This is a genomic window from Acinetobacter sp. YH12120 (assembly GCF_013418795.1).
GTDB classification, from domain to species: Bacteria; Pseudomonadota; Gammaproteobacteria; order Pseudomonadales; family Moraxellaceae; genus Acinetobacter; species Acinetobacter towneri.
The window spans coordinates 35304-49038 of the sequence record NZ_VPBI01000012.1; the positions used below are offsets into that span (position 1 = coordinate 35304).

Sequence of the window (13735 nt, forward strand, 5' to 3'; positions counted from 1 at the left end):
CTCTTGATAAAGAGAAAGTTATCCGTTTTGATAGTGATTTTTGGTGGTGTTTCAAAATGTATGCTGCTCATTTTAACACCACTATACAAAACTATGATTAATGTAAAAGAAACTCAGATTAAAAGCTGCTATTGAACCGTACCGGGTTTGTCGGAGAGTCAATATTCTGAGAGACTATCCCGATGACAAAATTAAAATATACCCCTGAAATCAGAGAAAGAGCGGTTCAATTACTAATTGAATCTGAAAAAGATTATCCATCGAATTGGGCAGCAGTTTCCGCAATTGCTCCTAAAATTGGCTGTACTCCTGAAACACTACGTGTTTGGTATCAAAAATACTTAGAACAAAATCCCGCCAAACTACAACAGGTATCTGACCAAGAAAAAATGAAGCAAATGGAACGTGAAATTAAAGAATTAAAACGTGCCAATGAAATTCTACGTAAAGCAGCCGCTTTTTTCGCCCAGGCGGAGCTCGACCGCCCACACAAATAATGGTGGATTTCATCCATAACAATAAAGACTTATATGGTGTTGATGCGATTTGTAGAATTTTACCGATCGCGGCTTCGACCTATTATCGGGCTTTAGATCTCGTTGATAACCCAGAACATCGAGCGAAACGTGCTCTGCATGATTTACATCATGCTGAACAAATTAAACGAATTTGGAAAGAAAGTTCAGGTCGATATGGTGTGCGTAAAGTCTGGCAACAATTAAAACGTGAAGGCTATGTGATTGCACGTTGTACTGTGGTTCGATTGATGCAAAAGCTAGGTATACAAGGTGTTTGGCGTGGTAAGAACAAACAAACTACCCGCAGCCGAGATGACCAAAAACGGGCAGATGATTTAGTGAAACGTAATTTTAATGCTGATCATCCTGCCCCTTGCGAAGCAGTGCTTCTCAGGTGGGTGACTTTACGTATATTCAAACTCATTCAGGCTGGTGGGTCTATACCGCCTTTATTATTGCTGTATTTTCACGAGCAATTGTTGGATGGAAAGTATCTACACGGATGAATACAGATATGGTGCTCGATGCATTGGAGCAAGCATTGCACGATCGAGGTATGCCTAAGAATGTGATTCATCATTCAGATAGAGGTGTTCAATATCTTTCGATTCGCTATACCAATCGTTTAGAAGCTGCAAATTTACGAGCATCAGTCGGTACAACTGGTGATTCATACGATAATGCTTTGGCTGAAACGGTGAATGGCTTATACAAAACAGAGGTGATTGAATATCTAAAAGCAGATTGGCAAGGTTTAGCAGATGTACAACTTGCGACACTAAACTGGGTAGATTGGTTCAAATAAAAAGCGTGTACACAGTGCACTGGGTTATGTATCGCCTTTTGAGTTTGAAGCAATGTACTATGATAAGATTAATCCGTTAGGTCAGGTGGCCTAACTTAAATAAAAAAGTCTCCGACAAACCCGGTACGGTTCAGTTTTATTGTGTGATCAAATTTGGTCACGATCCTAATCGATCTTGAAAAATATTGAATTGAAAATAATAGAAGTCTAATGACATAGAGATTTTCGGTGGAATATTTTTTTAGGCAGTTTTAGAAAGGGGTTCTTATCTTTTTGATTTATTGAAGGCACCATTTGGTCACCATTTGGTCACCAATTTTGATATAGCACTTTTGTAAACTTACTTTTTTTAGAATAAAGATCTCTTATGAAGAAAAATATTGAATAAAACAACAATAAAAAAGCCCCAGTCATTCAACTGAGGCTTTTAGAATCTGGAGCGGGAAACGAGACTCGAACTCGCGACCCCAACCTTGGCAAGGTTGTGCTCTACCAACTGAGCTATTCCCGCATGCGGTGTATAATACATGATGCAAAAATAGGGTCAATCATTTTTTGCATATCGTTGTACTGACTGAATAAATAAACAACATTTTTAGAAAAAACAGCAGTCATCAGCCTAAATTTCATAACGAAAAGTGGTGCGAATCGTAAATCGAAGAATCCTCACGGCAAGATGCTGCGAATCACACAGAACACGTTATACTTCAGAGAGCTTTTAAAACCATTCGGGGAAATACAAGCATGAGCTTAGAACAACAGTTGCTAGAACGCTTAGCCGTTTTCAATCCAAGCCATTTAGAGGTAGTGAATGAATCTGCAGGACATGGCGGTTATTTCCCGGGTAAAGAGTCGCATTTTAAAGTGGTGATGGTGAGTGAAGATTTTCAGGGGCTACGCGCTGTACAACGCCATCAAAAAATTTATGCTGCTGTAGGTGACTTACTTGCGCCAAATAAAATTCATGCATTGGCGATTCATGCCTTTGTTGCATCTGAATGGCAGGGACAAGACACCAGCAGCCCAGAATGCGCCCACGCACCAAAAACATCGTAATGGAATGAAATAAATGGAAAATTTAGGAATGCTGAATACCATTCACGTTGCTGCAGCGGCTTTATTATTTTTGGTGCTGTTTGTACGTGCCATGACTTTGTTTAAGGGCACACAAAATAACTCGCCTAATCCTAAAGCGTGGACAGTCTTTGTGGCATTGCAACATTCAGCACTGACGTTGATTGTAGTGACAGGTGTCATTGCTTTGTTTTTAAAAGACTTTCAAGTCGAAACATGGTTTTATGCCAAAATTATTTTATTTTTGGTGATGCTGTCATCTTTAATCAAAGCGTATAAAAAAGATGACAGTATTTTGTTGATTCAACGCCGTGTCGGTTGGGGCTTAGCTTTAGTCGCATTTTTTGCCATTTTAGGTTTGGTGATGTTAAAGCCAAGCTTCGGCTAAGTCAGCAGGTCTTATTGTAGATGTTGCTCGTGGCTGCAAACTCACGGGCATTGAATATATGTAAATATCGGCAAAAGATTGGCTACATATTTGAGCACTGGCGAATTGTTAGACATAATTCGGCAAGAATATTTACAGCTCAGTTAAACTGAAATGATGTCACAACAAAAATTGAAAAGAGGGGCGGCAATGCGCACACGTGTGGTGTTTAATCAGAAAGGTGGTGTTGGAAAATCCAGTATTACCGTCAATTTGGCTGCAATCAGTGCGCATCAGGGTTTAAAAACATTGGTGATTGACCTCGACCCGCAAGCCAACTCCAGCCAATATTTATTGGGTGATGATGCCACTTATTCTGCCGACAAGCCTGCGCTTGAACCCAACATCGAAAATTACTTTGAAGAAGTGTTGGGTGCAAATCAATCCAAAGGCTTATTGGGCAATGCTTTAGGCTCAATTTTAAAAAACCGCAGCAAAGGTTTAGAAGCCTATGTGCATCAATCGCCATTTAAAAATTTGGATGTGATCCCTGCGAGTCCGCAATTGGGCGGTTTGGCACACGCACTTGAATCGAAACATAAAATTTACAAACTGCGCGATGCCTTGCAACAATTGTCCGATCAATATGACCGCGTGTTTATTGATACCCCGCCTGCATTTAACTTCTTTACCTTGTCGGCATTAATTGCTGCAGATCGGGTGCTCATTCCTTTTGACTGTGATGTATTTTCTAAACGTGCCTTACAAAGCTTGATTGAAAATGTTTTGGAAACCCAAGATGATCATAATCCGCATCTGGAAATTGAAGGGATTGTGGTGAATCAGTTTCAGGCGCAGGCCAAGTTGCCGCGTGAAGTGGTTCAGCAACTCAAAGATGAGGGCTTGCCTGTCTTGAACAGCATGTTGCCGCCTTCAGTGCTGATGAAAGAATCGCATCATAAAAATTTGCCATTAATTCATTTGGCAACAGATCATAAATTGACGCAGGCCTATCAATCGTTGTTCAATGAAATTGAGCAAGTGTGATACACAGAGGTGAACATGAAAACATTTGCAATCGGTTTTTTGGCGGTCAGTAGTGTGTTGTTAGGTGCGTGTGCGACTACAGTCAAGCCGACTTATGTGTCACCTACGCATTATCAGGCCTTGAATTGCCAGCAATTACAAAGTGAATATAACCGCATTCAACAATATATTGAAAGCGGTGTTGAAGCACCGAAACGTACAGGTGTTGGTGTGGGTATCGGTTTAGGCGGTGGTTGGGGCAGCCGTGGCGGTTGGGGCGTTGCACCGAGTGTTTCTGTCAATATGGGACAGTCATCCAATACCAAAAGAACAGAATTGGCACGTCTTTTAGGTGAGCAAGAAGCCATTGTGCAAGCAGCAAAATTTAAAGCTTGCCCGATTATTGTCAAACTCAAACCCGCAACATCTTAAATTTTAGGGTTTACGAATATTTCGTCCGTGGTGCTGTCATTTTTGCAGCACCATTGCTTAAAAAATGTAGCAAGATAATTCAAGATTGATTTCAATCTAATATTTTAAAAACAAAAACTTAATTTTATTTTCTGTTCTATTTATACCCTTGGGTCAGTCCTGCCAGATAGAAAAACTTGTCATTTTCAATGGCTTTCATATAAGGTGTGCTCCTATTTTTGATTTGCATGCTCTGGTGTTTATGATTGAAAGTTGGCTCTTTGTCCTAGCAATGATTGCGGTCTTGATGATTCCTGGCCCGACCAATGCGCTATTGGCAAGCTCAGCCCACCAACAAGGCATTGCCAAAACCAGTCTGCTGATTCCCGCAGAGTTTTTTGGTTATATGTATGCCATTAGTCTGTGGGCGTTATTCATTCATTTGAGTGCGCCAATTTGGCCTTATTTGATTGATATTCTGCATGTTTTAAGTGCGGGCTATGTATTTTGGATGGCTTTTCATTTATGGAAGCAGTCACATTTAGAACAACATTGTCAAAAGCACTCTGCCATTCGCCCTGCACAATTATTTTTTTCGACTTTTAAAAACCCGAAAGCCTTGTTATTTGCGGCAGGTATTTTGCCTACAGAAACATGGGATAACCCGACCAACTTTGCCATGGTCTATGTCTTATTTGGTCTGATTTTATTGCCAACAGCGTTATTTTGGATGTCTTTTGGGCGAGCAGTTTTGGCGCGAGAAACCAATAAAGTGACGGCAGATTTGTTATATAAAGGCTCGGCTTTGCTGTTGGTGGTGTGTATGCTGCCAGTGGTAGCACGTTTTTTCTAAAGATTTAGAGATTTTTGGTGAGTTGAGCAATCATCTCACCTGTTTTGAATGTATGAGGGCAGCGCTGTAACAGGCATGCCCAAAGAATTACACAACTTAAGCAGGTTTTTTCTTGAGTTTTTGGCGAATAAAACCAATCACTCCAGGCAAGACACTTAAAATAATAATGCCGAAAATTAAATGGGTGAAATTGTCTTTCACAATTGGCATATTGCCAAATAAATAACCAAGTGTAATAAACGACGCGATCCAGCAAAAAGCGCCAATTACGTTATAGGTTAGGAAGTATTTATAATTCATGCTGCCTGCACCCGCCACAAAGGGCGCAAAGGTACGCGCAAAAGGCACAAAACGCGCAAAAATAATGGTTTTTCCGCCGTGTCGCTCAAAAAACTTCTGGGTTTCGATCAAATGTTTTTTATTGATAAAACGTGATTCCAGTTCAAAAACCCGTGGACCAATATATTTACCAATGTGGTAATTCAGGGTGTCACCGAGTACCGCAGCAGTAAACAATAAAATACCCAAAATCCACGGATCCATTATCCCTGTCGATGCAGCCAGTGCGCCTGCTGCAAACAGTAAACTATCGCCAGGTAAAAACGGCATGACCACCAAGCCCGTTTCTACAAAAATAATCAGGAATAAAATAGCGTAAATCCATACCCCATATTGGGTGATGAATTCGAGCAAATGTTCATCGACGTGTAATATAAAATCAATCAGTTCCATGGGAAAAAACAAGCGAAAGTGTGCTCAAATCCTAGCAGTCCACAGGCGGAAAGTCAGTATGAAAAGGTAAATAATTTTCACAGTGATTTTAGGGATGCTAGACCAGCCACATCGGTTCTTTTTCGTTGCATAGATGCAACAACATGTCTTTTAAATGCGTATTTATCCTGAATTTTGAAAAAACTAAGATGTATTTGTCTTCAAGAATGAATCAAAAATATAGGTGATCTGATGTTTAATCCAAATGTTGTGTTAAAAAGTGTGGTCGAAAAAGCAAGTGTGCAAGCCATTGTAAGTTTATTTGCACGTGCTTTTTTAGCGTATTTATTTATTGTATCTGGTTGGGGAAAAATTGCAGGCTATGATGCAACAGTGGGCTATATGCAAGCTATGGGTGTTTCAGGTTCATTGCTACCTTTGGTGATTTTGCTAGAACTTGGTGGTGGTTTGGCAATTCTATTCGGTTTACAAGCACGTGTCGTGGGTTTGGGTTTAGGTGTTTTTAGGGTGTGTTGACACTTTTAGCTTAAAAAAATAGCGAAGTAGTAAAATCAAATCGCCAAACCCAATTTTACTATTCGCTATGCCTCGTACCATGCTGACAGATCAACACTGGCAAAAGTTGAAAGTTATTCTGCGTAATTTATCCATTCACCACAACTCAAATTTACGCAATTTTATTGAAGCTATTCTCTATAGAATTAGGACAGGTTGTCCGTGGCGAGATATTCCTTCTTGTTTTGGTCATTCAAACTCTATTTTCAAACGTTTTAATCGTTGGTCAAGCAGCGGTAAGTTACTTAGATTATTCAAATTACTAGCCTCATGCCCCGATATGGAGTGGATTTTTATTGATGGCTCTCATGTACGTGCTCATCAACATTCTGCCGGCATAGCGAATCAATCTATTTCTAAAAGTGCAGGAGGAAACTCCTCAAAAATACATTTGATTGTTGATGCACATGGCAATCCTATTGATTTCATGATTACCGATGGAACCACACATGATGTTAAAGTTGCACCTGATTTAATATCAACATTAGATTTAAAAGAGACAAACGTGGTATGTGCAGATAAAGGCTATGATTCAGAACCACTGCGTGAACAGATCAGGAAAACAGGGACTAAAGCGAATATACCAAAGAAAACGAATAGCCAATCGAACAATGACCATATGGACTGGTATTTATATAAAATCAGGCATTTAGTTGAAAATATGTTTTGTAGATTAAAGCAATTTAGAGGAATAGCTACCCGATATGACAAGCTCAAAAGAAATTATCAAAGTTCTGTTGCCTTAGCCTGTATATTTTTATGGCTACCGTTATAGGGTTAATTATGAACAGTAAGTGTCAACAGACCCTAGTCTTTTAACTGCATTTTTATTCCATGCTGCACCAGAAGATGCGCTGAATTTTATGAAAAATATTGGTTTGGCTGGCGGTTTCTTCTACATCATGCTTTACGGTGCAGGCAAAATAAGTCTAGACCATCTTTTGGAAGCAAAAAAGTAAGTCATTGATTTCCACATCAGCTCAACAATTTAAGCAATCTTCAAGAAGGTTGCTTTTTTTATGCCATAGAAAATGCATAGTCTTTTAAAACTTAGAGTATGTGGTCACTGCAATATCACGAAGAAAAATAGCCATTTTTAGGATTGTCTGAATAGTGTGCGCAAGGCGTGGAAAAATGCTAGAATAGCGCGCTTAATTCGTTTGCCTTTCTATAGTTGTTTGTCATGACTACCAATACTCAAATTACTGAAGATCGTATCCTGATTCTGGATTTCGGTTCGCAATATAGCCAGCTGATCGCACGTCGTGTTCGTGAAGCGGGCGTATATTCTGAAATGTATGCCTACGATATGTCGGAAGAAGACATTCGTGCATTTAATCCAAACGGTATTATCTTATCGGGTGGACCTGAAAGTGTTCACCAAGCGGGTAGTCCACGCGCACCTGAAATTGTATTTAACTTAGGCGTACCTGTACTGGGTATCTGCTATGGTTTACAAACCATGTCAGAACAACTGGGCGGTAAAGTTGAAGCGGGTTCAGTACATGAATTCGGTTATGCCGAAGTCGATATTTTGGTACGTGACAAACTGATTGGTAACTTGCAAGACCGTGAAAACCAATTGCACGTTTGGATGAGCCATGGCGATAAAGTGGCACGCATTCCAGAAGGCTTCCAAATTACGGCTAGCACACCAAGCTGCCCTGTGGCGATGATTTCTGATGAAACACGCCGTTTCTATGGGATTCAGTTCCACCCAGAAGTGACACACACTGCAAAAGGTGCAGAGTTATTGTCTAACTTCGTCCATCAAATTTGTGGATGTCGCGGTTTATGGACACCAGAACACATCATCGACCTGCGCGTAGAGCAATTACGTCAGCAAATTGGCGATGAAAAAGTATTGCTTGGTTTGTCGGGCGGTGTGGATTCTTCTGTGGTTGCGGCATTGTTGCATAAAGCCATTGGCGATCAATTAACGTGTGTATTTGTAGACAATGGTTTGTTGCGCTTGAACGAAGGCGATCAAGTAATGCAAATGTTTGCAGAAAACATGGGTATTCGCGTGATTCGTGCCGACGCTGAACAGCGTTTCTTGGGTGCATTGGCTGGCGAAGTTGATCCAGAGAAAAAACGTAAAATCATTGGTCGTGAATTTATTGAAGTTTTTGCCGAAGAAGCACGTAAGCTGGATGGCGTGAAATTCTTGGCACAAGGTACGATTTACCCAGACGTGATTGAATCTGCAGCCAGCAAACAAGGCAAAGCGCATGTGATTAAATCACACCACAACGTGGGTGGTTTACCAGAAGATTTAGCCTTTGAATTGGTTGAACCTTTACGTGATTTATTTAAAGATGAAGTGCGTAAACTCGGCACGACTCTAGGCTTGCCACACAGCATGATTTACCGTCATCCATTCCCAGGTCCAGGTTTGGGCGTGCGTATTTTGGGTGAAGTGAAAAAAGAATATGCAGACATTTTACGTTTAGCCGATGACATTTTCATGCAGGAACTGCGTGCAAGTGGTTGGTATGACAAAACAGCACAAGCGTTTGCGGTATTCCAGCCTGTGAAATCTGTTGGTGTCGTCGGCGATGGTCGTCGTTATGCATGGGTAATTGCACTTCGTGCTGTAGAAACAGTGGACTTTATGACTGCACGTTTCGCACACTTGCCGTATGATTTGGTTGACCGTATTTCAACGCGCATCATGAATGAAATTGCAGACGTTTCACGTGTGGTTTATGACGTATCATCTAAACCACCTGCAACAATTGAATGGGAGTAATTCAGGGATTTCACGAAGCACTGCTTCGTGCCTGAATTACGCCAAGCGCTATGCGCGCGGCAGTCGGGGTTTCAAGCAGCACTGCTGCTTGCCAGTTTTACGCCATGAGCCTATTTTAAAACACCGCTATTTAAAATGGGCGCAAGATGCGCGCAGCAGCTAGGGTTTTTTAAACATACTCTAGCCAAAAACCCAAAAAATGAGCACGTAATGTGCTCATTTTTTTATATCTTTAGATCATCCAAGATTTAACTTCTTTTTTTAAAATCGGTTCGGGTGGCTCAGACATTCCCACATCATAACTGATCACGCAGTTACGTCCGCTTTGTTTGGCTTGGTAAAGTGCGAGGTCGGCTTCTTTAATCAACAGCTGTAAGTCAGTTTGTTGTGGTTTTAAACTCGATACGCCAATAGAAACAGTGAAATTAAAACATTTTTTATCAATGCACATTTCATGCTGAGCAATTTTTTGTCTTAAGCGCTCCGAAATCATCAATGCTTCATCTAAGCTGGTTTCACTAAGCAGAGCGATAAACTCTTCACCGCCAAAGCGTGCCAAAATATCCTTGCGGCGCATTTCTTTACGGGCAATGTCTGCAATATTTTGTAAGACTCGATCTCCAATATCGTGCCCATAGGTATCGTTAATTTGTTTAAAAAAGTCGACATCAAACATCAACAAGCAGACCGATTCAGATTTAGGCCATGCATGAATTTTGTGTTCTGCCATGTGTACAAACTGACGTCGGTTATTGAGTTGGGTCAGTTCATCGGTATGGGCCAAGGCTTGCAAGGTATGAAAATTCCAGTCATCCAGCAAACTGCGTAAAAAGTGATGGCGGGCATTTAGGGTATTGATCCAGCTGATATACAAACTCAACAAACATACAGGGATATACACCACCATAAAAACTAAGGCATCCTGCAAGTTGGTGAGGGAAATCACCCCAAAAAACATGAGTACGCTCATGACCAATGAATTATAGACCGCAGGGCGGAAACGCACTTGAATACACAGATTGGCCATGAGTACAAAAATGACCGAGGCATACACATAAGTGGAAATCCAAGGGCTTTGTGATTGCGACAGGATATAGAACCAAATACCGCAGCACAGTGTGGCGCTGACCGGTAAAATTAAATCCAGCAGGCGAATATCTTTGATCAATTTAAAGCAGAAATAATTGCCAATCAGCGCCAATACAACAGCACTGAGACGGAGTGTGGCCGAGAGCGTAGTGACATCTGGAATGATGAAATAATCGATAAAGAAATACAGCAGGAACGTCATTTGCCCAATGTAATTGACTTGGCGTAAATAACGACGCTGATGTAAATTTTGGTGTTGATAAAAATGTGTTTCAAATTGTGGTGGAAGTTGCGCAGCAGGGTGCTGCAATGCTTTTTCAATTGCTTGTCGGTTTTCAAGATCACACTCAGTTGTTTTTAAAAGTTTTTCTGAGGCTTCCTGATTGCTTAAAATCTTCGAACGGGTCTGTTCCCCCATTCGAGCTTTTACAGACATAGCGATATTTACTCAAATTGACAACTTATAGTTAGGATTATGCGCAAAATGCAGAAAAAATAACCTCCCTAAATTTGGGTATTTTCTCTATTTTTTTTAAATTTTGGTCAAAATTATGCCATATATTTTAAGGTGTAGTTCAAGTTTGGACCATAAAAATCAGAACAACAAATTTCATCTTGCTCTTCGTTAGTGATTTAGCATATTTAATAGTCAAGGAGTTTACAGAAATATAAGAGGTATAGGATGAGCAACAGCAATTATACCGAGCTTTCCAATTCAGACGATTGTGATAAGTACGTCAAGCAATTTATACAGGAATTTCCACTGCGTAGTGCTGAAATTGGGCAGGGAACTTTAATTAAACGTGCTTTACCGAGTCGGCATAAACGCATGATTGGGGCATGGTGTTTTCTAGATCACGCAGGCCCTGTTAATTTTCCACAAGGTGAAGGCTTAGATGTTGGTCCGCATCCGCATATAGGTTTGCAAACATTCACCTGGATGATTGAAGGCAGCATTATGCATACCGACAGTTTGGGTACTAAGCAATTGATTCGTCCCAAACAGGTTAATTTAATGACCGCGGGTTATGGTATTTCACATACCGAAGTTGCTCCCGACACCGAAACACACATGCATACAGCGCAACTGTGGATTGCTTTACCTGATGATCAGCGCAATATGGCGCCACGTTTTGATCATTACCCTGACTTGCCTGTGGTTTTGCTAGATGGAGTGGAACTTACCATCTTAGTTGGTGAATTTTTAAATACCACTTCACCAGTATTAGTACATAGTGAGTTGCTAGGGGTAGATATTTATAGTGAAACCAGCACGACAACCCGTTTGCCGCTGAATCCTAAATTTGAATATGGTTTGATGATGCTGGAAGGCACAGCCACTGTGCATGGGCATGAATTAAACGCTGAAAATATGCTGGTGCTTGAACTGGGCTTAACCGAAATTCAGCTAGATTTACATGCGGGTGCGCGTCTGTTGCTATTGGGCGGTTTACCTTTTGAGTCGCCAATTTTGTTGTGGTGGAATCTCGTCGGTCGTACCCAAGAGGAACTCAGCATTGCACGTGAGCAATGGGTCAATCATGATCCTCGTTTTGGCACAATACCAGACTACGATGGACCACGTTTAGAAGCGCCGACTTTCCCCGCAAAAATGCGTGCATCAAAATAAATGATGGAATATCAATCTATAGGGAGCATCTTATGGCCAAGATTGGCACAGCACAGGTACGCAGTTTAGACACGGCATGGCAAGGTCAGATCCAAAGTGGTCAGCACCAATGGAAGGTAGATGAGCCTGAAAAGTTAGGTGGTCAAGATGCAGGTCCTGCACCTTATGATCTGTTATGTAGCAGTTTGGTCGCTTGCACCATGATTACCTTGCGTATGTATGCACAGCATAAGGGTTTGGATTTTGGCAAAATTCAGGTCGAGGCGGACTTCTTTACCAATCAGGAAGGGCAGGAGTGGATTGAACGCCGTGTGCAAACTGAAGCAGCGTTAGATGCAGAATTACAGCAAAAAGTACTGAATATCTGTCAAAAAACACCTGTGACGAAAACCTTGTTACGCAGTGTGGAAATTCGTACTGAATTGGGTTAAACCTAGAGTTGAATCCGTCTCTTATAAAAAGGTATGCAGGACATGCCTTTTTATAATGTTGCGTGAAACAGAAGATATAACAATCACTTAAAACAGATGTAATAAAAACAAAATAGGACGTTTATGATTACTTTACACCACCTTGATCAATCCCGCTCTTTCCGCATTTTGTGGGCGCTCGAAGAGCTGGGTTTGGACTATGAAATCAAGTTTTACCACCGTCAGCCCAATTTAAGTGCGCCCAATGAATTGAAGCTGATTCACCCATTGGGTAAAGCACCAATTTTGACGGATGCAGAGCAGACCATTGCAGAATCTGCAGTCATTTTGGAGTACTTGCAGCAGCATTATGATACGCAAAGGCAGTTTAAACCGCAGCAGGCTTCAGCACAGCAAGCATATCAATACTGGATGCATTATGCCGAAGGCTCGCTAATGCCATTGTTAGTGATGCAATTGGTGATGACCAATGTGCCGCAGCATGTGCCATGGTTAGTTCGACCAATGGCGCAAAAAATTACTGCAGGTGTTAAAGCAGGGTTTATTCAGCCTCGTTTAAAAGATCATATTGCTTATTTAGAAGATTATTTGGGCAAACATGATTATTTTGCAGGGGATTTTTCTTTTGCCGATATTCAAATGGGTTTCCCGCTCCAAGCATTGCAAAGCCGTACCGGGCATCATTATCCACAGATTGCGGCTTATTTGGCACGCGTGGAACAGCGTCCTGCATTTCAGCGTGCACGCGAACGTGAGCAGCAGTTAATGCAAATCTAGCGATGATTTTTGTGAGTACATCGTTCTATAGACCTAAAAAAAGATGCCGAGGCATCTTTTTTTAATTGATTTTGGTCGATTGATAACAATGAGGCTTAGCGTTTCACGACAATTGAATCAATTCCACTATGCTGCAAAGTTTGCTGAGCAATCACTGCAGCATCGGCTGAATCATAAGGGCCTGAAATCACCCGATACCAAGTTTCACCACCTTCTACACTTTTCACTACATCTGCCGATAAACCATTCAAAATAATTTCGGCACGACGTGCATCTGCAGCATCTGGGTCGGTATAGCTACGCACTTGTAGAATATAGCTGGCTTGTACCACAGGGGCAGGCATTTCTGTCAGACCAACATTGGCTTCGCTGGCCGCTGGCGCCTCTACAGCAGCAGGCGCTTCAACAATGACTACGGTATTCTGTTGCTGTGTTTCAGGCACCGCTTGCTCAGGAATTGGGGTAACCTGTTGCTGTGGCAGCAAATCATAAAAACGATAGTCTTTGTTGGTATCTTCCTGATAATGCTCAGAATTGATTTGCCCTTTAGGCTGTACAGGTGCCCACGGTTTCCATAGCATTAAGGCTACAGCAAAACACAACACGATTAAAATCACCACGAGTGTGCCTAACCACGTTGGAATTAGTGGTTTTTTGGGCTTATTCGGTCGTTCAGATACACCGCGTTGCGTTTTTCCAAACACGTGGACTTCCT

The 13735-nt window shown here is 41.4% G+C and carries 15 protein-coding genes, 1 tRNA gene, 1 pseudogene and 1 other annotated feature; of the genes and pseudogenes, 13 read left to right on the forward strand and 4 right to left on the reverse strand.

What is annotated here, in order from left to right:
• Positions 1-182: 182 nt before the first annotated feature.
• Positions 183-1417 (forward strand): annotated as a pseudogene (locus FTU58_RS09100) (IS3 family transposase).
• Positions 455-571 (forward strand) — a sequence feature (AL1L pseudoknot). Its footprint overlaps the pseudogene before it by 117 nt.
• A 341-nt stretch (positions 1418-1758) precedes the next feature.
• Here FTU58_RS09100 and FTU58_RS09105 read toward each other — a convergent pair.
• Positions 1759-1834: transfer RNA gene (locus FTU58_RS09105), tRNA-Gly, on the reverse strand.
• Between the two features lie 233 nt (positions 1835-2067).
• Between FTU58_RS09105 and FTU58_RS09110 the strand changes: the two genes are divergently transcribed.
• From FTU58_RS09110 to FTU58_RS09130, 5 genes are all read left to right on the forward strand, one after another.
• Positions 2068-2379, forward strand: coding sequence for a BolA family transcriptional regulator (locus FTU58_RS09110; protein ID WP_179996443.1), 312 nt, complete (start codon positions 2068-2070; stop codon positions 2377-2379).
• Between the two features lie 13 nt (positions 2380-2392).
• Positions 2393-2785: a SirB2 family protein gene (locus FTU58_RS09115; RefSeq protein ID WP_004970245.1), complete on the forward strand. Its 393-nt coding sequence runs from the start codon at positions 2393-2395 to the stop codon at positions 2783-2785.
• 189 nt (positions 2786-2974) lie between these two features.
• The gene (locus FTU58_RS09120) at positions 2975-3811 is read left to right on the forward strand and encodes a ParA family protein (RefSeq protein WP_180062365.1); all 837 of its coding nucleotides are present in this window, start codon (positions 2975-2977) and stop codon (positions 3809-3811) included.
• Between the two features lie 15 nt (positions 3812-3826).
• On the forward strand, positions 3827-4222 hold the full coding sequence (locus FTU58_RS09125; RefSeq protein WP_180062366.1) for a hypothetical protein: 396 nt from the start codon (positions 3827-3829) through the stop codon (positions 4220-4222).
• A gap of 241 nt (positions 4223-4463) precedes the next feature.
• Positions 4464-5054 carry a LysE family translocator gene (locus FTU58_RS09130; RefSeq protein ID WP_131261281.1) on the forward strand — a complete coding sequence of 197 codons (591 nt, stop codon included), beginning with the start codon at positions 4464-4466 and terminating at the stop codon, positions 5052-5054.
• Positions 5055-5150: 96 nt separating this feature from the next.
• On the opposite strand, the gene FTU58_RS09135 is transcribed toward FTU58_RS09130, so the two are convergent.
• Positions 5151-5786 carry a DedA family protein gene (locus FTU58_RS09135; RefSeq protein WP_180062367.1) on the reverse strand — a complete coding sequence of 212 codons (636 nt, stop codon included), beginning with the start codon at positions 5784-5786 and terminating at the stop codon, positions 5151-5153.
• Positions 5787-6017: 231 nt separating this feature from the next.
• Between FTU58_RS09135 and FTU58_RS09140 the strand changes: the two genes are divergently transcribed.
• From FTU58_RS09140 to guaA, 4 genes are all read left to right on the forward strand, one after another.
• Complete coding sequence (locus FTU58_RS09140; RefSeq protein WP_180062368.1) at positions 6018-6302, forward strand: DoxX family protein; 285 nt, start codon at positions 6018-6020, stop codon at positions 6300-6302.
• A gap of 67 nt (positions 6303-6369) precedes the next feature.
• Positions 6370-7116 (forward strand): IS5-like element ISAba31 family transposase, encoded by a 747-nt coding sequence (locus tag FTU58_RS09145; RefSeq protein WP_180061032.1) that lies wholly within the window; start codon positions 6370-6372, stop codon positions 7114-7116.
• Between the two features lie 19 nt (positions 7117-7135).
• Positions 7136-7300: a hypothetical protein gene (locus FTU58_RS09150; RefSeq protein ID WP_373886009.1), complete on the forward strand. Its 165-nt coding sequence runs from the start codon at positions 7136-7138 to the stop codon at positions 7298-7300.
• Between the two features lie 224 nt (positions 7301-7524).
• Entirely contained in the window at positions 7525-9093 is a 1569-nt protein-coding gene (gene guaA, locus FTU58_RS09155; RefSeq protein WP_180062369.1) for a glutamine-hydrolyzing GMP synthase, read from the forward strand.
• Between the two features lie 232 nt (positions 9094-9325).
• Here guaA and FTU58_RS09160 read toward each other — a convergent pair whose 3' ends face one another.
• Positions 9326-10618, reverse strand: a complete 1293-nt coding sequence (locus tag FTU58_RS09160; protein WP_180062370.1) for a GGDEF domain-containing protein — start codon at positions 10616-10618, stop codon at positions 9326-9328.
• Between the two features lie 246 nt (positions 10619-10864).
• Here FTU58_RS09160 and FTU58_RS09165 point away from each other — a divergent pair, with 246 nt between their 5' ends.
• The 3 genes from FTU58_RS09165 to FTU58_RS09175 all read left to right on the forward strand — a co-directional run bounded on the left by FTU58_RS09165 (position 10865) and on the right by FTU58_RS09175 (position 13020).
• The gene (locus tag FTU58_RS09165) at positions 10865-11812 is read left to right on the forward strand and encodes a pirin family protein (RefSeq protein WP_180062371.1); all 948 of its coding nucleotides are present in this window, start codon (positions 10865-10867) and stop codon (positions 11810-11812) included.
• 32 nt (positions 11813-11844) lie between these two features.
• Positions 11845-12243 (forward strand): OsmC family protein, encoded by a 399-nt coding sequence (locus FTU58_RS09170; protein ID WP_004970227.1) that lies wholly within the window; start codon positions 11845-11847, stop codon positions 12241-12243.
• 123 nt (positions 12244-12366) lie between these two features.
• Positions 12367-13020, forward strand: a complete 654-nt coding sequence (locus tag FTU58_RS09175; RefSeq protein ID WP_004970224.1) for a glutathione S-transferase family protein — start codon at positions 12367-12369, stop codon at positions 13018-13020.
• A 95-nt stretch (positions 13021-13115) separates the two neighbouring features.
• Here FTU58_RS09175 and FTU58_RS09180 read toward each other — a convergent pair whose 3' ends face one another.
• Positions 13116-13724: an SPOR domain-containing protein gene (locus tag FTU58_RS09180; protein ID WP_004970222.1), complete on the reverse strand. Its 609-nt coding sequence runs from the start codon at positions 13722-13724 to the stop codon at positions 13116-13118.
• Between the last annotated feature and the right edge of the window lie 11 nt (positions 13725-13735).